Consider the following 24175-nt stretch of genomic DNA (forward strand, 5'->3'; position numbering starts at 1 on the left):
ATTGCTGGCAGAAAAGCCCTGAGGCTGGTCACAACAGCATCAAAGCATTACAATACGCGCCCCGCACTTCACTGCACTGAATCAATGGTTAGCGCGATGACAAAAAAACTGCATATCAAAACCTGGGGATGTCAGATGAATGAGTATGATTCATCCAAGATGTCTGATCTGCTGAACAGTACGCACGGCTATACGCTGACCGAGGTTCCTGAAGAGGCGGATATTCTGCTGCTTAACACCTGTTCTATTCGTGAGAAAGCGCAGGAGAAGGTATTCCACCTGCTGGGACGCTGGAGAAAACTCAAAGAGCGCAACCCGGATGTGATTATCGGCGTGGGCGGCTGCGTGGCGTCGCAGGAAGGGGATCATATCCGCCAGCGTGCGCCCTGCGTGGATATCGTTTTTGGTCCGCAGACACTGCACCGCCTGCCGGAGATGATCAACACCGTGCGCGGCACCAAAAGCCCGGTGGTCGACATCAGCTTCCCGGAAATCGAGAAATTTGATCGCCTGCCGGAACCGCGCGCAGACGGCCCGACGGCCTTTGTCTCCATCATGGAAGGCTGCAACAAATATTGTACTTTCTGCGTGGTGCCTTACACCCGTGGCGAGGAAGTGAGCCGTCCCAGCGATGACATTCTGCTGGAGATCGCTCAGCTGGCGGCGCAGGGCGTGCGTGAAGTTAACCTGCTTGGCCAGAACGTTAACGCCTATCGTGGTGCCACCTTTGATGGTGAAATCTGTACCTTCGCTGAGCTGCTGCGCCTGGTCGCCGCCATCGACGGTATCGACCGCATTCGCTTCACCACCAGCCACCCGATTGAGTTCACCGATGACATTATCGAGGTCTACCGCGATACGCCGGAACTGGTGAGCTTCCTGCACCTGCCGGTTCAGAGTGGATCAGACCGTATTCTGACGCTGATGAAGCGTGCTCATACCGCGCTGGAGTATAAGTCGATTATCCGCAAGCTGCGCGCGGCGCGCCCGGATATTGAGATCAGCTCTGACTTTATCATTGGTTTCCCCGGTGAAACTCAGCAGGATTTCGAGCAGACCATGAAGCTTATCGCCGAGATCAATTTCGACGTCAGCTTCAGCTTTATCTACTCTGCCCGTCCCGGCACGCCCGCCGCTGACCTGCCGGATGATGTCAGCGAAGAGGAGAAAAAGCAGCGTCTGTGGATCCTGCAGGACCGCATTAACCAGCAGGCGCAGGCGATCAGTCGCCGCATGGTGGGCACAGTGCAGCGTATTCTGGTGGAAGGCATCTCCCGCAAGAACGTGATGGAAGTCTCTGGCCGCACCGAAAATAACCGCGTAGTAAATTTCGAAGGCTCGCCTGAAATGATCGGCCGCTTTGTGGATGTTGAGATTGTCGATGTCTACACCAACTCGCTGCGCGGCAAACTGGTGCGTACTGAAGAAGAGATGGGGCTGCGCATGGCGGAAAGCCCGGCGTCCGTGATCGCCCGTACCCGTAAAGAAAACGAAATCGGCGTGAGTCTGTTCCAGCCGTGATGCCTGCTTTACTGTGCGGCAGCGCGCATCGCGTTGCCGCCAATTTCACTTTGCACCACTTGCTTTCTGAAAGTGTCGCCCAAATATCTCTCCATAAGCTTGCGCCCAGGCGTTACGGCATAAATAATTTCGTTATGGTGCATCCGGTTAAGTTTAACGGTGCGTCAGACACATCCCATAACTGGCCCTGAGTGACCCAAAGGATTCGTTTGAATATCGAAACTCGTGAAATCGCCCTTGAACCGGCTGATAACCGTCGTCTGATGAGCCTGTGTGGGCCTTTCGACGATAATGTAAAACAGCTTGAACGTCGTCTGGGCATTGAGATCAATCGTCGCGACAACGTTTTTAAGCTGTCAGGACGTCCACTTTGCGTGAATGCCGCAGCAGATATTCTGAAAACCCTCTATGTCGATACCGCGCCTGTGCGTGGCGACATCCCGGATATCGAGCCTGATCAGATTCACCTGGCGATCAAAGAGAGCCGGGTACTGGAGCAAACCGCTGAGAGCGTGCCGGAGTACGGTAAAGCGGTCAATATCAAGACCAAACGCGGTGTGATCAAGCCGCGCACCCCAAACCAGGCCCAGTACATCGCTAATGTGCTCGACCACGATATCACCTTTGGTGTCGGTCCGGCTGGTACCGGTAAAACCTATCTGGCGGTAGCCGCGGCAGTGGATGCGCTGGAGCGTCAGGAAATTCGCCGCATCATGCTGACCCGCCCTGCCGTCGAAGCGGGTGAAAAGCTCGGCTTTCTGCCAGGCGATCTGAGCCAGAAAGTCGACCCTTATCTGCGTCCGCTCTACGATGCGCTGTTCGAAATGCTCGGCTTCGAGCGGGTGGAAAAGCTGATGGAGCGCAACGTCATTGAAGTCGCCCCGCTGGCCTACATGCGTGGTCGTACCCTGAACGATGCGTTTATCATTCTTGATGAGAGCCAGAACACCACCATCGAGCAGATGAAAATGTTCCTGACGCGTATCGGCTTTAACTCTAAAGCGGTGATTACCGGCGACGTTACCCAGATTGACCTGCCGCGTCACGTCAAGTCAGGCCTGCGTCATGCCATTGAGGTGCTGGCGGACGTTGAAGAGATCAGCTTCAACTTCTTCCACAGCGAAGATGTGGTGCGCCATCCGGTAGTTGCCCGCATTGTCACCGCCTATGAAGCCTGGGAAGCGGCCGATCAGACCCGTCGTGACCAGCAGGCCGAAGAGCGTAAACGTGAAGCACTGGCTGCACAGAGCGCCACGCAGGAGAGCAAATGAGCGAGGTGATTCTCGACCTGCAGGTCGCCTGTGACAGCACCGCTGACCTGCCTGCTGAAAGCCAGTTTCATCGCTGGCTGTCAGCGGCTGTCACCCCTTTTCAGCCGGAAAGCGAAGTTACGGTGCGTCTGGTTGATGAAGCGGAGAGTCATGAGCTTAATCTGACTTATCGCGGCAAAGACAAGCCGACCAACGTCCTCTCTTTCCCGTTTGAAGCGCCGCCGGGCATTGAGCTGCCGCTGCTGGGCGATCTGATCATCTGCCGCCAGGTCGTTGAGCAGGAAGCCGCTGAACAGGGTAAAAGCGCTGAAGCCCACTGGGCACATATGGTGGTACACGGCACGCTGCATCTGCTGGGTTACGACCATATTGAAGACGACGAAGCGGACGAGATGGAAGGGCTGGAGACCGAGATAATGCTTGCTCTTGGGTATCCTGATCCGTACATTTCGGAGAAAGAAGACGCCTGAATCCTGAATTCAGTCAATCCTGCTGTCAGTACAGGTTACTGACAGCACCCATTCCTCACCAGAGAGATCTTTAAAAACCGCCATGAGCGACGACCATTCTCAAAACAGCGATGCACCCAGTAGTAAAAAGGGATTTTTCTCCCTGTTGATCAACCAACTCTTTCACGGTGAACCAAAAAGCCGTGATGAGCTACTGGAGCTGATCCGCGACTCGAATAACAAAGAGCTGATTGACCAGGACACCCGCGACATGCTCGAAGGGGTACTGGATATTGCGGAGCAGCGCGTGCGTGACATCATGATCCCGCGCTCGCAAATGATCACCCTGAAACGTAATCAGAGCCTCGAAGAGTGTCTGGATGTCATTATCGAATCCGCCCATTCTCGTTTCCCGGTGATCAGCGAAGATAAAGATCATGTGGAAGGGATTCTGATGGCGAAAGATCTGCTGCCGTTTATGAGCAGCGAATCTGAGCCTTTCAGCATTGAGAAAGTGCTGCGTCCTGCGGTGGTAGTGCCTGAAAGTAAGCGTGTCGACCGGATGCTGAAAGAGTTCCGCTCCCAGCGTTACCACATGGCGATCGTCATTGATGAGTTTGGCGGTGTCTCCGGTCTGGTGACCATTGAAGACATCCTGGAGCTGATCGTCGGTGAAATTGAAGATGAGTATGACGACGAAGAAGATCGTGATATCCGTCAGCTCAACCGTCACACCTTTACCGTGCGTGCACTGACTGCCATTGAAGATTTCAACGAGGTGTTTGGCACCCAGTTCAGCGACGATGAAGTCGACACCATCGGTGGTCTGGTGATGCAGGGCTTCGGTCATCTGCCCGCTCGCGGTGAAAGCATCGAGATTGAGGGTTACCAGTTCAAGGTGGCGATGGCTGACAGCCGCCGCATCATCCAGGTTCACGTGACTATTCCGGAAAATTCGCCACAACCTCAACTGGAAGACGAATAAGTCTATGGCTTTAGCCTCACTCTACCCGCGTCAGCGGGTTCGCCTGCTGCTGGCTTTAATAACGGGTGCATCTGGCACCCTCGCCTTTTCTCCCTACGATTTCTGGCCCGCCGCACTACTCTCGCTGTGCGGCTTACAGCTGCTGACTCTTAACCGCTCCAGCCCGCAGGCCAGCGCCATTGGGTTTGTCTGGGGTTTAGGTCTGTTCGGCAGTGGCATCAACTGGGTTTATGTCAGTGTCGCCACCTTTGGCGGCATGCCTGGCCCGGTCAATGTCTTTATCGTGGCGCTGCTGGCGGCTTATCTGGCGATCTACCCGGCGCTGTTTGCCGGCGTACTGAATCGCATCTGGCCGCGAACGACGCTGTGGCGACTGGCGCTGGCGGCACCGGCATTGTGGCAGATCACCGAGTTCCTGCGCGGCTGGGTGCTGACCGGCTTTCCGTGGCTGCAGTTTGGTTACAGCCAGATCGATGGCCCGTTAAAAGGCCTGGCCCCACTGGCGGGCGTAGAGACGCTGACCTTCCTGCTGATGGTGGTGGCTGGCCTGCTGGCTTATGCCCTGCAACAGCGCAACGTCAGAAGTCTGGTAGCAGCGCTGCTGCTGCTGGCATTGCCATGGCCGTTGCGCTACATCCAGTGGGTTCAGCCGATGCCCGAGCGGGCCGTCGAGGTGGCGCTGGTCCAGGGGAACATTCCGCAATCGATGAAGTGGGATCCGCAGCAGCTGCTCACTACCCTGCGCATTTACAATGGTCTGAGTCAGCCGCTGATGGGCAAAGCGCCGATTATTATCTGGCCTGAATCGGCAATTACCGATCTGGAGAGTAATCAGCAGCCGTTCCTGCGTTCGCTGGATGACGAACTGCGTGAGCGCGGCAGCTCGCTGATCACCGGCATTGTGGACTCCCGGCTGGAGCAGAACCGATATCACGATTACAACACCGTAATCGTGCTGGGCGGCAAAGCGCCGTACAACTACTTCAGCGGCAATCGTTACCAGAAGAATCACCTGGTGCCGTTTGGCGAATTTGTGCCGCTGGCCGATCTGCTGCGTCCGCTGGCCCCGTTCTTCGATCTGCCGATGTCGGCATTCAGTCGTGGCAACTACCTCCAGCCGCAACTCAGCGTGGCGGGCTATAACCTGACCAGCGCGATCTGTTATGAGATCGTGCTGGGTGAACAGGTGCGGGCCAACTTCCATCCTGACACCAACTTCCTGCTCACCGTTTCGAACGATGCCTGGTTTGGTCACTCTATCGGCCCATGGCAGCACTTCCAGATGGCGAGGATGCGTGCGCTGGAACTGGGACGTCCGCTGTTGCGCAGCACCAATAATGGTGTGACGGCGGTGGTCAATGCCAGTGGTGATGTGGAAGCCATGCTGCCGCAGTTTACCCGCGATGTGCTGACCAGCAAGGTTACGCCAACACAGGGAGAAACCCCGTATGCGCGGGCTGGCATCTGGCCAGTGTGGTCACTGACGCTGCTGGCGGCGGTGATAGCACTCCTGCGCCGTCGTCGATAACCTCCCCTCCTGTGCTCACTGAAGGCGAAGCACGTGCTTCGCCTTTTTCATGGTGACTCTCCGGTTTTTTTCACTCCCCACGCCGCACACTCTGCTGTCTTTCTAACCCATAACCTCTTTCTGGCACGATGATTGCAAAATGTTTCACTGCTTTTCGCAAACAGGCTGATTGCAGGTGCTGATGCCGGGCGGATTGCACCAAAACAATTGACGCTGCTGCACCATTAACGCGCAGGGTGAAAAAATTGCCTTTTTTTGGTGCGTATCACCTCGCAAAAAAGAAACTTTTTTGTTTCATTGCGTTAACAATCCGCTATGTTAATGACTCTTCTGCGCCCGTTTAAACCGCAGAATGAGCAGAAACGCAGCAGAAAACAGACACAACATCATAATCAGCGCAGGTTATATCCTGTGCCTTTTTCATACGAAGGAGTTGGAACATGCAACTACGCAAAGTGGCATTATCTCTTCTGCTGATCAGCGCAGCGGCGGGAGCGGCCCAGGCGGAAGATCTCAGCGGCACCCTGAAGAAGATCAATGACAATGGCGTCATTGTGGTCGGGCATCGCGAATCATCAGTTCCCTTTTCTTATTATGACAACCAGCAAAAAGTCGTCGGCTACTCACAGGCTTACTCAAACGCCATCGTTGAAGCGATTAAAGCAAAGCTGAACAAGCCTGATCTGCAGGTCAAAATGATCCCGATCACCTCACAAAACCGTATTCCGCTGCTGCAAAACGGCACCTACGATTATGAGTGTGGCTCGACCACCAATAACCTTGAGCGCCAGAAACAGGCCGCCTTCTCAGACACTATTTTTGTTATCGGCACCCGTCTGCTGGTGAAGAAAGATGGCCCGATCAAAGATTTCGCTGACCTGAAAGGCAAAACCGTAGTGGTGACCTCAGGTACCACCTCTGAAGTGCTGCTGCACAAACTCAACGACGAACAGAAACTGGATCTGCGCATCATCAGCGCAAAAGATCACGGTGACTCCTTCCGTACGCTGGAAACCGGTCGTGCCGTGGCCTTTATGATGGATGATGCCCTGCTGGCAGGCGAACGCGCCAAAGCCAAAAAGCCGGACAACTGGGAAATTCTGGGCACGCCACAGTCAAAAGAAGCCTATGGCTGCATGCTGCGTAAAGATGATCCGCAGTTCAAAGCGCTGGTGGATGAAACCATTGCTAAAGCCCAGACCTCTGGCCAGGCAGAAAAATGGTTCGACACCTGGTTCAAACAGCCGATTCCACCAAAGAACCTGAACATGAACTTTGAGCTCTCTGATGACATGAAAGCGCTGTTCAAAACACCAAATGATAAAGCACTGAATTAACAAAAAAATACCCAATGGATTTCAGATTGCATTGAGGCAGCAGAAAAATGACTCCCGATGAGCCTGCTCCGGTAAGTGATTTGGGTGAGTGAATGTAGCCAACAAAAATGCAGCCTGAAAGACGACGGGTATAACAAGGGCGGCCTGGCTGCCCTCTCGATTGCTGAAACCGCGGCATGGACAGACAGACTGACACGGGTCGTTCCCCTGAGTCAGGAAATAAAACGCCGTTCATCAATCTTCAGGGTAGCTTAGCTACCCTTTTTTTCCGGAGCTCGTTATGGGTATCGATTGGAACTGGGGCATATTCCTCGAACAGGCCCCGTTCGGTAACACGACCTACCTCGGCTGGCTGTGGTCCGGTTTTCAGGTGACAATTGCCGTCTCCTGCTGCGCCTGGATTATCGCCTTCTGCGTGGGTTCATTTTTCGGCATTCTGCGCACCGTGCCTAATCGCCTGCTGTCGACCATTGGCACCTGCTATGTCGAACTGTTTCGTAATATCCCACTGATCGTCCAGTTCTTCTTCTGGTATCTGGTGGCGCCCGAGCTGGTGGGCGAAAAGCTTGGCATGTGGTTTAAGTCTGAGCTGGATCCCAACATTCAGTTCTTCCTCTCCTCGATGATCTGTCTTGGCCTGTTTACCGCCGCCCGCGTCTGCGAGCAGGTGCGCGCAGCGATTCAGTCACTGCCGAGTGGACAGAAGAATGCCGGTCTGGCGATGGGCTTAACCCTGCCGCAGACCTATCGCTATGTACTGCTGCCGAATGCGTATCGCGTGATTGTGCCGCCGATGACCTCGGAGATGCTGAACCTGGTGAAGAACTCCGCTATCGCCTCCACCATTGGTCTGGTCGATATGGCGGCGCAGGCGGGCAAACTGCTCGACTATTCTGCCCACGCCTATGAATCCTTTACCGCCATTACGCTGGCCTACGTTGCGATTAACCTGGTGATTATGTTGTTAATGAGTCTGGTCGAGCGCAAAGTCCGGCTGCCAGGCAATGCGGGAGGCAAGTAATGTACGAGTTTGACTGGAGTTCGATTACACCCAGCCTGCCCTATCTGCTTAATGGCTTAGTGATCACCTTTAAGATCACGATTACCGCCGTGGTCTTCGGCATTCTGTGGGGCACTCTGCTGGCGGTGATGCGCCTGTCGACGTTTAAGCCTATCAGCTGGTTCGCTAAAATTTACGTTAACCTGTTCCGCTCGGTGCCGCTGGTTATGGTGCTGCTGTGGTTCTATCTGGTCGTGCCGAGTTTTCTGCAGCAGGTGCTGGGGCTGTCGCCCAAAACGGATATCCGACTGATTTCGGCCATGGTCGCCTTTTCGCTGTTCGAAGCGGCGTACTACTCTGAAATTATTCGCGCCGGCATCATCAGTATCTCGCGTGGACAGGGCAGTGCAGCTCTGGCGCTGGGCATGACGCAGTGGCAGGCAATGCGACTGATCATCCTGCCACAGGCGTTTCGCGCCATGGTTCCGCTGTTACTGACGCAAGGTATCGTGCTGTTCCAGGATACCTCGCTGGTTTATGTCTTAAGCCTGGCGGACTTCTTCCGTACCGCGTCCACCATTGGTGAGCGTGATGGCACCCAGGTTGAAATGGTTCTGTTTGCAGGTCTGGTCTACTTCGTTATCAGCCTGAGCGCATCGCTGTTGGTCAGCTATCTAAAAAGAAAAAGGACGGTTTAAATGATTAGCCTGAAAAATGTTTCTAAGTGGTATGGTCACTTTCAGGTGCTGACCGACTGCTCAACCGACGTCAAAACCGGTGAAGTGGTGGTGGTGTGCGGCCCGTCCGGCTCCGGTAAATCAACGCTGATCAAAACGGTGAACGGCCTTGAGCCGATTCAGCAGGGCGTGATTGCGGTGAACGGCACCGAGGTGAATAACAAAAAGACTAATCTTGCGCAGCTTCGCAGCCAGGTCGGGATGGTGTTCCAGCACTTCGAGCTGTTTCCGCATCTGAGCATTATCAACAATCTGGTTCTGGCGCAGGTGAAAGTGCTGAAGCGCGACAAAGCGGCAGCCCGCGATAAAGGGCTGAAGCTGCTGAAGCGTGTGGGTCTTTCCGCCCATGCTGAGAAGTTTCCCGGCCAGCTCTCAGGTGGTCAGCAGCAGCGTGTGGCGATTGCGCGAGCGCTCTGCATGGACCCTATCGCGATGCTGTTTGATGAACCCACCTCCGCGCTGGATCCGGAAATGATCAACGAAGTGCTGGATGTGATGGTTGAACTGGCACAGGAAGGGATGACGATGATGGTGGTGACCCATGAGATGGGCTTCGCCCGTAAAGTGGCCAATCGCGTGATCTTTATGGATGAAGGGAAAATTATCGAAGACACCAACAAAGATGACTTCTTTAATAACCCACAGTCTGAGCGCGCTAAAGATTTCCTCGCAAAAATTCTGCACTAAACCTGACGAACAGGCGGGTCACTTAGGGTGGCCCGCTTCATTTAGCTACGCCGCACTATCAGGGTTCAAACGGCTGACGCTGGAACTGATCGTTGCCGCATTCCGGACAACGTGACAGCGTTTCAGGCGTGTAGATTGCCCGGGTGAACTGGCATTTCTCACAGACCAGATTGCCCAGCCCCACCACTTCCCCGCTCTGATAAACCCCGTGATGATGCAGATCCTGGAAGACCTCTCGCCACTCCAGCTGACTTTTATCGGTGATATCTGCCAGCTCTTTCCAGACGCTCTCACGGATGATGCGCATAAACAGTGAGTCCGCCAGCGGTTCTTCCACATCGGTGTAGCTGCGTGCAAACTCGCCCAGATCACGGCGCACTGAGCTCAGCGCCTGGTCAATCTCCTGTTCCGTCATATCATCGCGCACCAGCAACTGGCTTCGTCGCCCGGCAATCAGCTCATCAAGGTTACGATCGCCCTGACGAAGACGTTCGGTCAATACGGCTAACGACTCGCGATATTCCTGAGCCACTTTATTCATTTTGTTCTCCTTTATGCAGACCCTAGCTGAACTAAGTTTAGTCGTAATGTTGCTTTTGCCGTGTCGTCTGTACAGTGAATTACAAAAGGGTGAAGGCTCTGACGCTTTCTGCAGAAATCGTGCCGGCAAAAGTGGGAAGTGTTGTTGATACGCGGCCTTATGGGTATGCTATGCGGATCTTAGAGCCAGAAAAATGTTTTTCATAAAGGACCACAGGCAGCCATGCAAGAGCAATACCGCCCGGAAGAAATTGAATCCCGTGTGCAGCAGCACTGGGATGAAAACGAAACGTTTAAAGTGACTGAGCAGGAAGGTAAAGAGAAATACTATTGCCTCTCCATGTTGCCCTATCCTTCTGGCCGCCTGCACATGGGCCACGTTCGTAACTACACCATCGGCGACGTAATCGCGCGTTATCAGCGTATGCTCGGCAAAAACGTACTACAGCCGATTGGCTGGGATGCTTTCGGCCTGCCTGCGGAAGGCGCTGCGGTGAAAAACAACACCGCTCCGGCCCCGTGGACTTACGACAACATCGCCTACATGAAAAACCAGCTCAAATTGCTGGGCTTTGGCTATGACTGGAGTCGTGAACTGGCAACCTGCCAGCCAGAGTACTATCGCTGGGAACAGTGGTTCTTTACCAAACTGTATGAAAAAGGCCTGGTCTATAAAAAGACCTCTGCCGTGAACTGGTGCCCGAACGATCAGACGGTGCTGGCGAACGAGCAGGTGATTGACGGCTGCTGCTGGCGCTGCGACACCAAAGTTGAGCGTAAAGAGATCCCGCAGTGGTTTATCAAAATCACCGATTATGCGGAGGAGCTGCTAAACGATCTGGATACGCTGGAAGAGTGGCCTGAGCAGGTCAAAACCATGCAGCGTAACTGGATTGGCCGCTCTGAAGGTGTCGAAATCACCTTCGATGTGGCTGACAGCGAAGAGAAGGTCACTGTCTACACCACCCGCCCGGATACCTTTATCGGCGCAACCTATGTTGCCGTTGCCGCAGGCCATCCGCTGGCGACCCAGGCGTCGGTCAATAATCCGGCGCTGGCTGACTTTATCGCTGAATGTCGCAATACCAAAGTGGCTGAAGCCGATATGGCGACCATGGAGAAGAAAGGCATGGCGACCGGCCTGTCTGTTGTTCATCCGCTGACCGGCGAGCTTATCCCGGTCTGGGTTGCCAACTTCGTACTGATGGAATATGGCACCGGCGCTGTGATGGCGGTTCCGGCGCACGATCAGCGCGACTGGGAGTTTGCCACTAAATATGATCTGCCGATTAAGCCGGTCATTCTGAATCTGGATGGTTCCATTCCTGATGTCAGCATCGCGGCGATGACTGACAAAGGTGCGCTGTTCAACTCAGGTGAGTTTAACGGCATGGATCACGCCACCGGTTTTAACGCCATTGCGGATTCGCTGGCGGCAAAAGGCGTGGGCGTGCGTAAAGTGAACTACCGCCTGCGCGACTGGGGTGTCTCCCGTCAGCGCTACTGGGGTGCCCCTATCCCGATGGTGACGCTGGAAGATGGCACCGTCATGCCTGCACCAGAAGACCAGTTGCCGGTGATCCTGCCGGAAGATGTGGTGATGGATGGCATTACCAGCCCAATCAAAGCGGATCCGGAGTGGGCTAAAACCACGGTAAACGGCCAGCCTGCCCTGCGTGAAACCGACACCTTTGACACCTTCATGGAGTCTTCCTGGTACTACGCGCGTTATACCTGCGCCAGCTACAAGGAAGGCATGCTGGATCCGGCAGCGGCAAACTACTGGCTGCCGGTCGATCAGTATGTGGGCGGTATTGAACACGCCATCATGCACCTGATGTATTTCCGCTTCTTCCACAAGCTGCTGCGTGACGCGGGCCTGGTGAACTCCAATGAGCCAGCCAAACGTCTGCTGTGCCAGGGCATGGTGCTGGCTGACGCCTTCTACTACCTTGGCGCCAATGGCGAGCGTAACTGGGTTTCACCGGTTGACGTTGAGGTTGAGCGGGATGAGAAAGGCCGCATTGTTAAAGCCACAGACACGCAGGGCCGCGAAGTGATCTACGCGGGCATGAGCAAAATGTCGAAGTCGAAAAACAACGGCATCGACCCACAGCTGATGGTTGAGCGTTACGGCGCGGATACCGTGCGTCTGTTTATGATGTTTGCTTCACCGGCGGATATGACGCTGGAGTGGCAGGAGTCGGGCGTTGAAGGGGCGAACCGCTTCCTGAAACGTGTCTGGAAGCTGGTCTTCGAGCATACACAGAAAGGTGCGACCGTGGCACTGGATGTGGAGAGCCTGAATGACGAGCAGAAATCGCTGCGTCGCGATCTGCACAAAACCATCGCCAAAGTGGCGGATGATATTGGCCGTCGTCAGACTTTCAACACCGCCATTGCGGCGATCATGGAGCTGATGAACAAACTGGCACGCGCCCCGCAGGAAAGCGAGCAGGATCGCGCCCTGATGCAGGAAGCGCTGCTGGCCATCGTCCGTCTGCTCTATCCGTTTACCCCGCACGCCTGCTATGTTCTGTGGCAGACGCTGGGTGGCGAAGGCACTATCGATGAAGCGAGCTGGCCGGTTGCGGATGAAGCCGCTATGGTTGAAGATTCGCTGCTGGTAGTGGTTCAGGTTAACGGTAAAGTGCGCGGTAAAATCACCGTGCCAGCCGATGCAACACAGGAACAGGTTCAGGCACGCGCTGCGCAGGAGCATCTGGTAGCGAAGTATCTGGACGGCGTGACTATCCGTAAAGTCATTTATGTACCGGGCAAACTGCTTAACCTGGTCGTAGGTTAAGTTCAGGAGGAACTGTGCGACATCCGATTATCAGGCTGTTTGTCATTCTGGCGGTGGTGATCACCGCTGGCTGTGGTTTTCATCCGCGCGGCACCACTCAGGTGCCCAGCGAACTGAAAACCCTGATTGTTTCAACCGGCGATCCTTATGGGCCGCTGGCGCGTACTGTGCGTCAGCAGCTGCGTATCAACGATGTCAAAATTGTTGAAGACAGCAAACAGAATCGCACCGATATTCCAACGCTGCGCCTGGGGCCTGAATCCTCGGGCCGTAACACGGCTTCGGTCTTTATCAGCGGCACCACTGCCGAGTATCAGCTGGTGATGACCCTTACCGCACAGGTGCTGCTGCCGGGCAAAGGTATCTATCCTATCAGCACCACGGTTTATCGGTCATTCTTCGATAACCCGAACGCTGCGCTGGCAAAAGATGCCGAGCAGGATCTGATTACGCAGGAGATGCGTCAGCGTGCTGCTGAACAGCTGGTACGTAAACTGCTGACGGTACACGCCGCGCAGATCAACAGCAAAGAGACCTTACCGGCGTCAGTGATTCCGGTGCCGGGTCAGGGTTCACAGGAAGCGCCCACTTCCTCTGCTACCAGCCTGCAATGATCAGGATTTATCCTGAGCAACTCAGCGCGCAGCTCCGTGAGGGGCTGCGCGCCTGTTATTTGTTAGCCGGTAACGAACCGCTGCTGCTGCAGGAAAGTTCAGATGCGATTCGCGTCGCCGCAACCGCGCAGGGATTCGAAGAACATTTTAGTTTTACGCTGGATGCACAGACTGACTGGGAGAGCCTGTTCGTCAGTTGCCAGTCACTGAGTCTGTTTGCTCAGCGTCAGACCATGACGCTGCAATTCCCCGATAATGGCCCCAACGCCGCGATGGCAGAACAGCTGGTTAAGCTGTCGCAGTTGCTGCACGCCGATATTCTGCTGATCTGCCGGATGGCGAAGCTGACCAAAGCGCAGGAAAACAGCGCCTGGTTTAAAGCGTTGTCCGCCTCTGCGGTATTAGTGCCCTGTCAGACGCCTGAACAGGCGCAACTACCACGCTGGGTCGTTAATCGCGCTAAGGCGCTGAAGTTATCGGTAGATGACGCGGCCGTGCAGCTGTTGTGTTACTGCTATGAAGGCAATCTGCTGGCGCTGGCGCAGGCGCTGGAGCGGCTTTCGCTGCAGTGGCCCGACGGCAAGCTGACACTGCCCCGGGTTGAAGAGGCGGTCAGTGATGCCGCGCATTTTACTCCTTTCCACTGGGTGGATGCCCTGCTGGCGGGAAAAAGCCGCCGCGCCCTGCATATTCTGCATCAGCTGGAGAAAGAAGAGAGCGAAGTGGTGATACTGCTGCGTACGCTGCAGCGTGATCTGCTGACGCTGCTGCATCTGCAACGCCACCAGACAGCGCAGCCGCTGCGTACGCTGATGGATCAGCAGCGCATCTGGCAGAATCGCCGTGCGCTGTTTACCGACGCGCTGCAACGAGTGGATGCCACGCGTCTGCAACGCGCCATTCATCTGCTGAGTCAGATTGAGATCACCCTGAAGCAGGATTATGGACAGCCGGTGTGGCCGCAGTTACAGACCCTGACGCTGCTGCTCAGCAGTCGTGCTTTTCCGACGAGCTTTGCCCATGTCTGAGTTACACGCACTGTTTGGCGGCACCTTTGATCCGATTCATTTTGGCCATCTGCGCCCGGTCGAAGCGCTGGCGCAACAGACCGGCCTGCAGCGTGTGACGCTGCTGCCCAACAATGTGCCGCCGCATCGTCCGCAACCGGAAGCCAGCGCTGCCCAGCGGGTTGCTATGCTGCGCTGCGCTATCCGCGACCTGCCGCTGTTTGAGATCGATACCCGCGAGCTGGAACGCGACACGCCGTCCTGGACCGTGACCACCCTGGAAGCCTGGCGCACCGAACGCGGTGCAGAGCAGCCGCTGGGATTTATTATTGGTCAGGATTCATTGCTGAGCTTGTCAAAATGGCATCGCTGGCAGGATCTGCTGTCACTCTGCCATCTGCTGGTGTGCCAGCGCCCCGGCTATCCGACCCGGTTCGACTCGCCTGACATGCAGCGCTGGCTTGAGCAACACCTCGCTCAGGATATCTGGCAGCTGCATCAGCAGCCCGCAGGCCATATCTGGCTGGCGGACACCCCTCTCTATGACATTTCGGCCACGGAAATTCGCCGTCGTCGCCACCAGAATCAGCCCTGCGACGATCTGTTGCCCGCTGCGGTTATCGATTATATCGACCGCGAAGGCTTATATCGCGACTGATCCGGGCATGCTATACTACGCCGCTTAATTTTTTGGCTGCACTCTCCGGGCTTACAGCCGGCTCGTTACCACCAGATTCCAAGGGGAACCTTTTGCAAGGTAAAGCACTCCAAGAGTTCGTTATTGATAAGATTGATGATCTCAAAGGCCAGGACATTGTCACCATCGACGTTCAGGGCAAATCCAGCATCACCGATTTCATGATCATCTGCACCGGCACCTCAACGCGTCATGTGACTTCGATCGCAGAACACGTAGAGCAGGAGTCGCGTTTAGCAGGCCTGATGCCATTAGGCATTGAAGGTAAAAGCGCGGCAGACTGGGTCGTGGTCGATCTGGGTGATGTCATCGTGCATGTGATGCAGGAAGAGAGTCGCCAGCTGTATGAGCTGGAAAAACTCTGGGGCTAATCGGTGAAACTGCAACTTGTTGCCGTCGGCACGAAAATGCCTGACTGGGTGCAGACCGGTTTTATGGAATATCTGCGCCGCTTCCCGAAAGATATGCCGCTTGAGCTGACCGAAGTGACCGCAGGTAAACGCGGTAAAAATGCTGATATCAAACGCATTCTTGAAAAAGAGGGTGAAGCGATGTTAGCGGCGGTCGGCAAAGGCAATCGCATCGTCACGCTGGATATTCCTGGTCATCCGTGGGAAACCCCGCAGCTGGCACAGCAGATTGAACGCTGGAAGCTGGATGGTCGCGACGTCAGCCTGCTGATTGGCGGGCCTGAAGGCCTGGCCCCCGCCTGTAAAGCGGCGGCAGAGCAGAGCTGGTCACTGTCAGCATTGACGTTGCCCCATCCGCTGGTGCGCGTGCTGGTAGCCGAAAGTCTGTATCGGGCCTGGAGCATAACGACAAATCATCCTTATCATCGTGAATGACCGATCAGCCCACATCAGACATGACAAGTAGCGGATGAAATTACAAAGCAACGCCTTTCGCGATTACAGCGCCGAACAGAAACTCTTTGTCCGTCGGGCCTTTATCGCCTTCGTCGGTATCTTACTGCTCTCTTCAGTACTGGTGGTTAACCTTTACCACCTGCAGATCCTTCGCTTTGATGATTACAGCACCCGCTCCAACCAGAACCGTATCAAACTGGTGCCTGTGGCCCCCAGCCGCGGCATAATTTACGATCGTACCGGCACGCCGCTGGCGCTGAACCGCACCATCTATCAGGCAGAACTGGTTCCGGAAAAAGTTGATAATCTGCAACAGACCCTGGAAAACTTACGCCCGATTCTTGAGCTGACTGACGACGACCTCGAAAACTTCCAGAAAGAGCGTAAACGCTCGCGTCGGTTCACCTCTATCCCGGTTAAAACCGGTCTGAATGACGTGCAGGTCGCGCGTTTTGCGGTCAATCAGTACCGCTTCCCCGGCGTGGAAGTTAAAGGTTACCAGCGCCGCTACTACCCTTACGGTGCCACGCTGACGCATGTGGTCGGCTACGTCTCAAAAATCAACGATCGTGACGTTGCACGCCTCGACAAAGAGGGCATATGGCCTAACTACGCCGCGACGCACGACATCGGTAAGCTGGGCATTGAAGCCTATTACGAAAATTTGCTGCACGGCAAAACCGGCTTTGAAGAGGTTGAGGTCAACAACCGTGGCCGGGTCATTCGCCAGCTGCATGAGGAGTCCCCTCAGGCAGGCCGTGATATCTATCTGACTATCGATCTCAAACTGCAGCAATATGTCGAGACCCTGCTGGCGGGCAGTCGCGCGGCCGTCGTGGTCAGCGACCCGCGCACCGGCGAAATCCTCGCCATGGTCTCAACGCCAAGCTATGACGCCAACATGTTTGTCGACGGTATTTCCAGTAAGGATTACCGCGGCCTGCTGGAAGATGAAAACCGCCCGCTCTATAACCGTGCGATTCAGGCTGCCTATCCACCGGCTTCGACGGTTAAACCTTATGTGGCGGTCTCTGCCCTGAGTGCTGGCGTGATTAACCGTAATACCAGCCTGTTTGATCCCGGCTGGTGGCAGCTTCCTGGTTCAGAAAAACGCTTCCGCGACTGGAAAAAATGGGGCCACGGACGTCTGAACGTCACCAAAGCGCTGGAAGAGTCTGCCGATACCTTCTTCTATCAGGTTGCCTATGACATGGGCATCGACCGTCTGTCGGAGTGGATGAATAAATTTGGTTACGGCAGCCGTACCGGCATCGATTTACCGCAGGAGAGCGCCGGTAACATGCCGACCCGTGACTGGAAACAGAGACGCTTTAAAAAGCCGTGGTATCAGGGCGATACCATTCCGGTGGGGATCGGACAGGGTTACTGGACCGCCACGCCGTTGCAGATGAACAAAGCGATGATGATTCTGATCAACGACGGCGTCGTCAAAGTGCCGCATATGCTGCGCGCCACCCGCGAAGGCCGTACCCTGGTGCCCTATCGCCAGCCGCCTGAAGCCCCGATTGGTGATATCCATTCCGGCTACTGGGAAATTGCCAAAGATGGCATGTATGGCGTGGCGAACCGGCCCAACGGCACCGCGCACAAAAGCTTCGCCGATGCGCCCTATAAAATCGCCGCTAAGTCCGGTACGGCCCAGGTCTTTGGCCTGAAAGAGAACGAAACCTATAACGCCCATAAAATTGCTGAACGATTACGCGACCATAAATTAATGACCGCGTTTGCCCCTTATGACAAACCTCGGGTCGCCGTGACCATTATCCTGGAAAACGGTGGCGCCGGTCCGGCTGTCGGCACCGTCATGCGCCAGATTCTGGATCACATTATGTTGGGTGATAACAATACAGTCCTGCCGGACGCCGCTCCTGTGCCGCCCGGTTATGAAGGTGAATAAACATGTCGATGCAAGATAGTCCGCAGAAACGTTCGATCTGGATGCGCATCCACATCGATCCGCTGTTTATGCTGATCATTCTCGGCCTGCTGACCTACAGCGCTGTGGTGATCTGGAGCGCCAGTGGTCAGGACCCCGGCATGATGGAGCGTAAACTCGGTCAGATCGCGATGGGGCTGGTCATCATGATTGTGCTGGCGCAGGTACCGCCGCGCGTCTATGAAGGCTGGGCGCCCTATCTCTATATTGTCTGTGTCATTCTGCTGGTGGCGGTGGATGCCTTTGGGCAGATCAGTAAAGGCGCTCAACGCTGGCTCGATCTCGGCTTTGTGCGTTTTCAGCCCTCTGAGATTGCCAAGATAGCGGTGCCTTTGATGGTGGCGCGCTTTATTAACCGCGATGTCTGTCCGCCAACGCTGAAAAATACCGGCATTGCGCTGATTCTGATCTTCCTGCCCACCCTGCTGGTGGCGGCACAGCCCGATCTCGGCACCTCGATTCTGATTGCCGCCTCCGGCTTGTTTGTGCTGTTCCTCTCGGGTATGAGCTGGAAACTGATTGGCGTAGCCGTGTTGCTGGTCGCCGCCTTTATCCCGATTTTGTGGTTTTTCCTGATGCACGATTATCAGCGTGACCGCGTGATGATGCTGCTCGACCCGGAAACAGATCCGCTGGGAGCGGGTTATCACATTATCCAGTCGAAAATTGCTATTGGCTCAGGAGGTCTGCGCGGTAAAGGCTGGCTGCAGGGCACCCAGTCTCAGCTGGAGTTTTTGCCGGAACGTCATACTGACTTTATCTTTGCGGTTCTGGCCGAAGAGTTAGGCCTGGTTGGCGTGCTGCTGCTGCTGGCCCTTTATCTGCTGCTGATCATGCGGGGATTGGTGGTGGCAGCCCGGGCGCAGACCACCTTTGGCCGGGTAATGGCGGGCGGTTTAATGCTGATTTTATTCGTTTATGTTTTCGTTAACATTGGCATGGTTAGTGGTATCTTACCGGTAGTTGGCGTGCCGCTGCCGCTGGTCAGTTATGGCGGCTCCGCGCTTATCGTGCTTATGGCGGGATTTGGCATTGTGATGTCGATCCACACTCACCGAAAAATGTTATCTAAAAGTGTCTAAGAGGCTGCAGATGCGTAAGGAATGGCTTGGCGTTGCACTGGCATCACTGGTTCTGGCGGCCTGTACCACGCCGGAACCCCAAAATACGGCGCCGCCGCAACCGGCTTACAATGGACCGGTGGTGGAGATTCCAGGCGTTGAGCCACGTTATGAGCCGATCAATCCAGGCACCAGCCAGGATTACAGCGTGAACGGCAAAAATTATCGCGTCATCAAAGATCCGTCGAACTACAGTGAAGTCGGCCTGGCCACCTGGTACGGCGAAGAGGCGCAGGGCAACCGCACCGCTACCGGCGAAGCCTACGATCCTGATGCACTGACCGCGGCCCACCCTACTCTGCCGCTGCCGAGCTATGTGCGCGTGACCAATATCGCGAATGGCCGTCAGATTGTGGTGCGCGTTAACGATCGCGGCCCTTACACGCCAGGACGCATTATCGACCTGTCGCGGGCTGCCGGTGACCGCCTGAACATCTCCAACAATTCGCGCGTGCGGGTTGATTACATCAAAGTCGCCCCAGACGGTTCGCTCTCTGGCCCCGGCACCATCGGGACCGTCGTGGCAAAACAGAGCTACTCTCTGCCTGCCCGTCCGGACCTGAGTGGTGGCGCGGTGATGAACGGCGGCAGCGCAGCCCCCTCAGAGCCGCCTGCGCAAAATGTTGAGGCCATCAGCAACAGTACGCTGCAAAGCGGTGACAACATGGGCGCGCCGGTGCAGAGCAGCGGCTTTCTTGGTGCACCCCAGCCATTAGCGACCGGCGTACTGGAAGGTAACGAACCGCCAGCCGCCGCACCCGCCAGTTCCGCACTGGCAGTCAGCAATGCTGCTCCCGCAGCAGCCAGCGCCGCGCCTGCAGCCAGCAGTGGTGGTGCCGATGGATATGTAGTGCAGGTCGGTGCGCTGAATGACCCGGCGCGTGCCCAGCAGATGATGAAAAGCCTGAGCCAGCGTTATGGCGTGCCCGGTAAGGTAGAAGACGCGGGCAACAATGTGTATCGCGTTCAGCTCGGCGGTTACGCCTCCCGCGCCGAAGCGGCTGCGCTGCAACAGCGCCTGAGCAGTGAAGGCCAGGCCGCCTCATTTATTACTAACACGCGTCGCTGAACCGTTTATCAGACAGCTGCACGTTACGTCTGCTAACAACCCAATCATCACGTCCGGTGCCAGTTAATCTGGCATTGGGTATGATGAGTGACATTTTCAACCTCAAACTCACGGATGTTGTAGTCCTACACATGAACACGCTGAAATCATCTCGTTTGCTGAAACGCCTGACAGTGGGATCACTGATCGCTTTCTCTCTCAGCCATGCTGCTATTGCTGATGACGTCAATCTCAAGACCATGATTCCGGGCGTGCCGGACATTGATGCCGAAGCGTACGTCCTTATCGACTACAACTCAGGCAAAGTGCTGGCAGAGAAAAATGCCGATGCACGCCGCGATCCTGCCAGTCTGACCAAGATGATGACCAGCTATGTCATTGGTCAGGCCGTTAAAGCGGGTAAAATTCATCAGGACGATATGGTCACCGTCGGCCCGGATGCCTGGGCGACCGGCAACCCGGTGTTCAAAGGCTCCTCGCTGATGTTCCTGAAGCCAGGCGACCGCGTGCCGGTTTCTCAACTGACCCGTGGGATTGTGCTGCAGTCCGGTAACGACGCCTGTGTTGCAATGGCTGACTATGTCGCTGGCAGCCAGGATGCGTTCGTTAATCTGATGAACAACTACGTCAAAGCGATTGGCCTGCAGAATACCCACTTCCAGACCGTTCATGGTCTGGACGCGGAAGGTCAGTACAGCTCCGCGCGCGATATGGCGTTGATCGGTCAGGCGCTGATCCGTGACGTGCCGGAAGAGTATGCTGTTTATAAAGAGAAAGAGTTCACCTTCAATAATATCCGTCAGATGAACCGTAACGGTCTGCTGTGGGATACCAACCTGAATGTGGACGGCATCAAAACCGGTCACACCAACGCTGCCGGTTACAACCTGGTGGCGTCTGCGACTGAAGGCCAGATGCGCCTGATCTCCGCTGTCATGGGCGGTCATACCTACAAAGGCCGTGAAACTGAGAGTAAGAAACTGCTGACCTGGGGCTTCCGTTTCTTTGAAACCGTGGCGCCACTGAAAGCGGGCAAAGAGTTCGCCTCTGAGCCAGTCTGGTTCGGCGATAACGACCGTGTGCAGCTGGGCGTGGAAAAAGATGCTTACCTGACCATCCCACGTGGCCGCATGAAAGATCTGAAAGCCAGCTATGTGCTGACCAACACGGAACTGCATGCACCACTGAAGAAAAATCAGGTGGTCGGCAGCATCAACTTCCAGCTGGATGGCAAGACTATCGAACAGCGTCCGCTGGTGGTACTGAACGAGATCTCTGAAGGAGGTTTCTTTGGCCGTATCGTTGATTACATCAAGCTGATGTTCCATCACTGGTTCGGTTAAGCGTGGCGGGTGATTGAAAAATCACCCCTTCGCCCCCATTACACGATATTATGTTGCTCCCGCTCAGGCGGGAGCCTGTTTTTTATGCACCGGAGTTAATATGAAAACCAAACTGAATGAGCTGCTCGAATTTCCTACCCCATTTACCTACAAAGTAATGGGTCTGGCACAACCGGAGCTGGTTGATCAAGTGGTTGAAGTGGTGCAACGCCATGCGCCAGGCGACTACAGCCCTGAAGTTAAGCCGAGCAGCAAAGGCAACTATCACTCCGTCAACATCACTATCACCGCCACCCACATCGAGCAGGTAGAACGCCTGTACGAAGAGCTGGGCAACATCGAAATTGTGCGGATGGTACTGTAATTTACGGGTCGGCAAGGCGCCTCTGCCTGACGGTTTGCCGACGTTATCCTCAGCGTTATTTCCTTTAGCGGGCTATCGTTTTGTCAGTTGAAACTCTTCTTGTCCGCCAGTCAGGTCTGCGCGACTGGCAATCTGTCTCCGACGCCATGCATCACTATACCGACCAGCGCAACGACCAGAGTCGTGATGAAATCTGGCTGGTTGAACATCCTCCGGTCTTCACTCAGGGGCAGGCGGGCAAAGCAGAGCATCTGCTGATGCCAGGCGAAATCCCGGTGGTGCAGAGTGACCGCGGGGGTCAGGTCACCTATCACGGGCCAGGACAGCAGGTGATGTACGTCCTGATCGATGTGAAACGCCGTAAGCTCGGCGTACGCCAGCTGGTGACCATTCTGGAAGAGACGGTTATCGCCACCCTGGCAGAGTTTGGCGTCAGCGCCCGCGCCCGTGCTGATGCACCTGGCGTCTACGTCGGGGAAGAGAAGATCTGCTCACTGGGATTACGCATCCGTAAAGGCTGCTCGTTTCACGGTCTGGCGCTGAATGTTGCTATGGATTTGTCGCCCTTCCTGCGCATCAATCCCTGTGGTTACGCCGGCATGAGCATGACCCAGTTGAAAAATTTCCAGCCAGAGGTGACGACGGAGCAGGTACACTCTCCGCTGGTCAGCGCGTTTGCGCGGCTGTCAGGTTATGAAAATGTTGAATGGATTTCAGGGGATCTCCCTGTTAAACCTTAACGCAGAATGCGAATTTACAAATATGTAACTTATCCGCGCTGACTGTGGCTGCTTCGCAGGCGATGTGATGATATAATTTTTGCACTTTTTTCAAATAAAGTTGAAAGCAGCCTTCCCGGTTTGAGTGGGAACGCTTTCAAATCGCAATCCGACCGGAACCTGCTGATTTATGAGTAAACCAATTCAGATGGAACGCGGCGTCAAATATCGTGACGCAGACAAAATGGCGCTGATCCCGGTGAAAACCGTGGCTGTTGAACGGCAGGAGATGTTGCGTAAGCCGGAATGGATGAAAATCAAGCTGCCAGCTGACTCCAGTCGTATTCAGGGCATTAAAGCCGCGATGCGTAAAAACGGGCTGCACTCAGTCTGTGAAGAGGCATCCTGCCCTAACCTCGCCGAATGCTTCAACCACGGCACCGCCACCTTTATGATCCTTGGCGCAATCTGTACCCGTCGTTGTCCGTTCTGCGATGTGGCACATGGCCGCCCCAATGCCCCTGACGCTAACGAACCCGCTAAACTGGCGCAGACGATTGCCGATATGGGCCTGCGCTACGTGGTGATCACCTCGGTTGACCGCGATGATTTGCGTGATGGTGGCGCACAGCACTTTGCCGACTGCATCAGCGCGATTCGCGAAAAAAATCCGACGATCAAAATCGAAACGCTGGTGCCGGACTTCCGTGGCCGTATGGATCGCGCGCTGGAGATTCTTACCGCGACGCCACCGGATGTGTTTAACCACAATCTGGAAAACGTACCGCGAGTCTACCGCCAGGTGCGTCCGGGCGCGAACTACGAGTGGTCACTGAAGCTGCTTGAACGTTTCAAAGAGGCACATCCTCACATCCCGACAAAATCGGGTCTGATGGTGGGCCTGGGCGAAACCAATGCCGAAATCGTTGAAGTGATGCGCGATCTGCGTCGCCATGGTGTCACCATGCTGACGCTGGGCCAGTATCTGCAGCCGAGCCGCCACCACCTGCCGGTTCAGCGCTACGTCAGCCCGGCTGAGTTCGATGAGATGAAAGAAGAAGCGATGGCGATGGGCTTTACCCATGCCGCGTGCGGTCCGTTTGTCCGCTCTTCCTATCATGCGGATATGCAGGCCAAAGGCGAAGAAGTGAAATAAGCACGCTTTTGCTTCAGGAAGCCCGAAAAACAAAAAACCAGACTGGAGACAGTCTGGTTTTTTTATCTGTGCCTGAAATAAAAAGTAACAGTTATTTGCAGCAAATAACCGATTAATCTTTATGAACGACGCGTTCTGCCGGCACGTCTTCAGCCGCAGTTCGGGTTGCGCTGGTATCTTCATCTTTCATGGCTTTTTTAAAGCCCTTGATTGCGGAGCCCAGATCGCCACCCAGTGAGCGCAACTTGTTGGTACCAAAAAGCAGTACGATAAGCGCACCGATAATCAGCAGCTTGGCAATACTGATACCTTCCATATTTAACCTTTCAACTTTATCGAATCACGGTGACTGATATTTACGCGCAGTTTGCCTGCGGCGACAACTGGAATCTGTAACAGAG

General features: G+C 55.2%; 24 protein-coding genes. 22 read left to right on the forward strand and 2 right to left on the reverse strand.

Features of this window, described 5'->3' with window-relative positions:
- The first annotated feature begins 96 nt into the window (after window positions 1-96).
- The 9 genes from miaB to AFL22_RS12810 all read left to right on the forward strand — a co-directional run bounded on the left by miaB (window position 97) and on the right by AFL22_RS12810 (window position 9515).
- Window positions 97-1521 carry a tRNA (N6-isopentenyl adenosine(37)-C2)-methylthiotransferase MiaB gene (gene miaB / locus AFL22_RS12770; RefSeq protein ID WP_010258951.1) on the forward strand — a complete coding sequence of 475 codons (1425 nt, stop codon included), beginning with the start codon at window positions 97-99 and terminating at the stop codon, window positions 1519-1521.
- 209 nt (window positions 1522-1730) lie between these two features.
- Window positions 1731-2792 (forward strand): PhoH family protein, encoded by a 1062-nt coding sequence (locus AFL22_RS12775; protein ID WP_010258952.1) that lies wholly within the window; start codon window positions 1731-1733, stop codon window positions 2790-2792.
- On the forward strand, window positions 2789-3262 hold the full coding sequence (gene ybeY, locus AFL22_RS12780; RefSeq protein ID WP_033771130.1) for an rRNA maturation RNase YbeY: 474 nt from the start codon (window positions 2789-2791) through the stop codon (window positions 3260-3262). The genes AFL22_RS12775 and ybeY overlap by 4 nt, the downstream gene beginning before the upstream one ends.
- Window positions 3263-3344: 82 nt before the next feature.
- Window positions 3345-4226: a CNNM family magnesium/cobalt transport protein CorC gene (gene corC, locus AFL22_RS12785; protein ID WP_008925004.1), complete on the forward strand. Its 882-nt coding sequence runs from the start codon at window positions 3345-3347 to the stop codon at window positions 4224-4226.
- Window positions 4227-4230: 4 nt separating this feature from the next.
- The gene (gene lnt / locus AFL22_RS12790) at window positions 4231-5754 is read left to right on the forward strand and encodes an apolipoprotein N-acyltransferase (RefSeq protein WP_052271536.1); all 1524 of its coding nucleotides are present in this window, start codon (window positions 4231-4233) and stop codon (window positions 5752-5754) included.
- A 440-nt stretch (window positions 5755-6194) separates the two neighbouring features.
- The gene (locus AFL22_RS12795; protein ID WP_010258958.1) at window positions 6195-7091 is read left to right on the forward strand and encodes an amino acid ABC transporter substrate-binding protein; all 897 of its coding nucleotides are present in this window, start codon (window positions 6195-6197) and stop codon (window positions 7089-7091) included.
- A gap of 280 nt (window positions 7092-7371) precedes the next feature.
- A complete protein-coding gene (locus AFL22_RS12800) occupies window positions 7372-8112 on the forward strand; it encodes an amino acid ABC transporter permease (protein ID WP_010258960.1) in 741 nt (246 codons plus the stop codon).
- A complete protein-coding gene (gltK, locus tag AFL22_RS12805; protein ID WP_010258961.1) occupies window positions 8112-8789 on the forward strand; it encodes a glutamate/aspartate ABC transporter permease GltK in 678 nt (225 codons plus the stop codon). The genes AFL22_RS12800 and gltK overlap by 1 nt, the downstream gene beginning before the upstream one ends.
- Window positions 8790-9515: an amino acid ABC transporter ATP-binding protein gene (locus tag AFL22_RS12810; RefSeq protein WP_010258962.1), complete on the forward strand. Its 726-nt coding sequence runs from the start codon at window positions 8790-8792 to the stop codon at window positions 9513-9515.
- Window positions 9516-9573: 58 nt separating this feature from the next.
- Here the strand turns inward: AFL22_RS12810 and AFL22_RS12815 are convergent, their stop codons facing one another.
- Window positions 9574-10056, reverse strand: coding sequence for a zinc ribbon-containing protein (locus AFL22_RS12815; protein ID WP_010258963.1), 483 nt, complete (start codon window positions 10054-10056; stop codon window positions 9574-9576).
- A 222-nt stretch (window positions 10057-10278) separates the two neighbouring features.
- Between AFL22_RS12815 and leuS the strand changes: the two genes are divergently transcribed.
- From leuS to lipA, 13 genes are all read left to right on the forward strand, one after another.
- Entirely contained in the window at window positions 10279-12861 is a 2583-nt protein-coding gene (gene leuS / locus AFL22_RS12820) for a leucine--tRNA ligase (RefSeq protein ID WP_010258964.1), read from the forward strand.
- A gap of 14 nt (window positions 12862-12875) precedes the next feature.
- Window positions 12876-13475, forward strand: a complete 600-nt coding sequence (gene lptE / locus AFL22_RS12825) for an LPS assembly lipoprotein LptE (RefSeq protein WP_052271537.1) — start codon at window positions 12876-12878, stop codon at window positions 13473-13475.
- Entirely contained in the window at window positions 13472-14503 is a 1032-nt protein-coding gene (gene holA / locus AFL22_RS12830) for a DNA polymerase III subunit delta (RefSeq protein ID WP_010671276.1), read from the forward strand. Before lptE ends, holA begins: the two co-directional genes overlap by 4 nt.
- Entirely contained in the window at window positions 14496-15140 is a 645-nt protein-coding gene (nadD, locus tag AFL22_RS12835; RefSeq protein WP_052271538.1) for a nicotinate-nucleotide adenylyltransferase, read from the forward strand. Before holA ends, nadD begins: the two co-directional genes overlap by 8 nt.
- Before the next feature lie 92 nt (window positions 15141-15232).
- Window positions 15233-15550, forward strand: coding sequence for a ribosome silencing factor (gene rsfS / locus AFL22_RS12840; RefSeq protein ID WP_010258968.1), 318 nt, complete (start codon window positions 15233-15235; stop codon window positions 15548-15550).
- Between the two features lie 3 nt (window positions 15551-15553).
- Entirely contained in the window at window positions 15554-16024 is a 471-nt protein-coding gene (gene rlmH / locus AFL22_RS12845; RefSeq protein ID WP_010258969.1) for a 23S rRNA (pseudouridine(1915)-N(3))-methyltransferase RlmH, read from the forward strand.
- Window positions 16025-16058: 34 nt separating this feature from the next.
- Window positions 16059-17963 (forward strand): peptidoglycan DD-transpeptidase MrdA, encoded by a 1905-nt coding sequence (gene mrdA / locus AFL22_RS12850; protein WP_010258971.1) that lies wholly within the window; start codon window positions 16059-16061, stop codon window positions 17961-17963.
- Window positions 17964-17971: 8 nt separating this feature from the next.
- On the forward strand, window positions 17972-19084 hold the full coding sequence (gene mrdB, locus AFL22_RS12855; RefSeq protein ID WP_010258973.1) for a peptidoglycan glycosyltransferase MrdB: 1113 nt from the start codon (window positions 17972-17974) through the stop codon (window positions 19082-19084).
- Window positions 19085-19094: 10 nt separating this feature from the next.
- Entirely contained in the window at window positions 19095-20192 is a 1098-nt protein-coding gene (gene rlpA, locus AFL22_RS12860) for an endolytic peptidoglycan transglycosylase RlpA (protein WP_052271539.1), read from the forward strand.
- Window positions 20193-20323: 131 nt separating this feature from the next.
- A complete protein-coding gene (gene dacA / locus AFL22_RS12865) occupies window positions 20324-21535 on the forward strand; it encodes a D-alanyl-D-alanine carboxypeptidase DacA (RefSeq protein WP_052271547.1) in 1212 nt (403 codons plus the stop codon).
- A 100-nt stretch (window positions 21536-21635) separates the two neighbouring features.
- Window positions 21636-21899: a DUF493 family protein YbeD gene (gene ybeD, locus AFL22_RS12870; RefSeq protein ID WP_003854030.1), complete on the forward strand. Its 264-nt coding sequence runs from the start codon at window positions 21636-21638 to the stop codon at window positions 21897-21899.
- 80 nt (window positions 21900-21979) lie between these two features.
- Entirely contained in the window at window positions 21980-22639 is a 660-nt protein-coding gene (gene lipB / locus AFL22_RS12875; RefSeq protein ID WP_029519432.1) for a lipoyl(octanoyl) transferase LipB, read from the forward strand.
- A gap of 169 nt (window positions 22640-22808) precedes the next feature.
- Window positions 22809-23774, forward strand: coding sequence for a lipoyl synthase (lipA, locus tag AFL22_RS12880; RefSeq protein ID WP_010258979.1), 966 nt, complete (start codon window positions 22809-22811; stop codon window positions 23772-23774).
- Between the two features lie 112 nt (window positions 23775-23886).
- On the opposite strand, the gene tatE is transcribed toward lipA, so the two are convergent.
- Complete coding sequence (gene tatE, locus AFL22_RS12885; protein ID WP_010671272.1) at window positions 23887-24090, reverse strand: twin-arginine translocase subunit TatE; 204 nt, start codon at window positions 24088-24090, stop codon at window positions 23887-23889.
- Window positions 24091-24175 lie beyond the last annotated feature (85 nt).

The sequence above is a fragment of the Pantoea sp. CFSAN033090 genome, from assembly GCF_001264395.1.
Classification (GTDB): Bacteria; Pseudomonadota; Gammaproteobacteria; order Enterobacterales; family Enterobacteriaceae; genus Pantoea; species Pantoea agglomerans.

Bases quoted from the DNA above. Each gene is read 5' to 3' on its own strand.
- miaB (WP_010258951.1), top strand. From the start codon at position 97: ATGACAAAAAAACTGCATATCAAAACCTGGGGATGTCAGATGAATGAG.
- ybeY (WP_033771130.1), top strand. From the start codon at position 2,789: ATGAGCGAGGTGATTCTCGACCTGCAGGTCGCCTGTGACAGCACCGCT.
- corC (WP_008925004.1), top strand. From the start codon at position 3,345: ATGAGCGACGACCATTCTCAAAACAGCGATGCACCCAGTAGTAAAAAG.
- lnt (WP_052271536.1), top strand. From the start codon at position 4,231: ATGGCTTTAGCCTCACTCTACCCGCGTCAGCGGGTTCGCCTGCTGCTG.
- AFL22_RS12795 (WP_010258958.1), top strand. From the start codon at position 6,195: ATGCAACTACGCAAAGTGGCATTATCTCTTCTGCTGATCAGCGCAGCG.
- AFL22_RS12800 (WP_010258960.1), top strand. From the start codon at position 7,372: ATGGGTATCGATTGGAACTGGGGCATATTCCTCGAACAGGCCCCGTTC.
- gltK (WP_010258961.1), top strand. From the start codon at position 8,112: ATGTACGAGTTTGACTGGAGTTCGATTACACCCAGCCTGCCCTATCTG.
- AFL22_RS12810 (WP_010258962.1), top strand. From the start codon at position 8,790: ATGATTAGCCTGAAAAATGTTTCTAAGTGGTATGGTCACTTTCAGGTG.
- AFL22_RS12815 (WP_010258963.1), bottom strand. From the start codon at position 10,056: ATGAATAAAGTGGCTCAGGAATATCGCGAGTCGTTAGCCGTATTGACC.
- leuS (WP_010258964.1), top strand. From the start codon at position 10,279: ATGCAAGAGCAATACCGCCCGGAAGAAATTGAATCCCGTGTGCAGCAG.
- holA (WP_010671276.1), top strand. From the start codon at position 13,472: ATGATCAGGATTTATCCTGAGCAACTCAGCGCGCAGCTCCGTGAGGGG.
- nadD (WP_052271538.1), top strand. From the start codon at position 14,496: ATGTCTGAGTTACACGCACTGTTTGGCGGCACCTTTGATCCGATTCAT.
- mrdA (WP_010258971.1), top strand. From the start codon at position 16,059: ATGAAATTACAAAGCAACGCCTTTCGCGATTACAGCGCCGAACAGAAA.
- mrdB (WP_010258973.1), top strand. From the start codon at position 17,972: ATGCAAGATAGTCCGCAGAAACGTTCGATCTGGATGCGCATCCACATC.
- rlpA (WP_052271539.1), top strand. From the start codon at position 19,095: ATGCGTAAGGAATGGCTTGGCGTTGCACTGGCATCACTGGTTCTGGCG.
- dacA (WP_052271547.1), top strand. From the start codon at position 20,324: ATGAACACGCTGAAATCATCTCGTTTGCTGAAACGCCTGACAGTGGGA.
- ybeD (WP_003854030.1), top strand. From the start codon at position 21,636: ATGAAAACCAAACTGAATGAGCTGCTCGAATTTCCTACCCCATTTACC.
- lipA (WP_010258979.1), top strand. From the start codon at position 22,809: ATGAGTAAACCAATTCAGATGGAACGCGGCGTCAAATATCGTGACGCA.
- tatE (WP_010671272.1), bottom strand. From the start codon at position 24,090: ATGGAAGGTATCAGTATTGCCAAGCTGCTGATTATCGGTGCGCTTATC.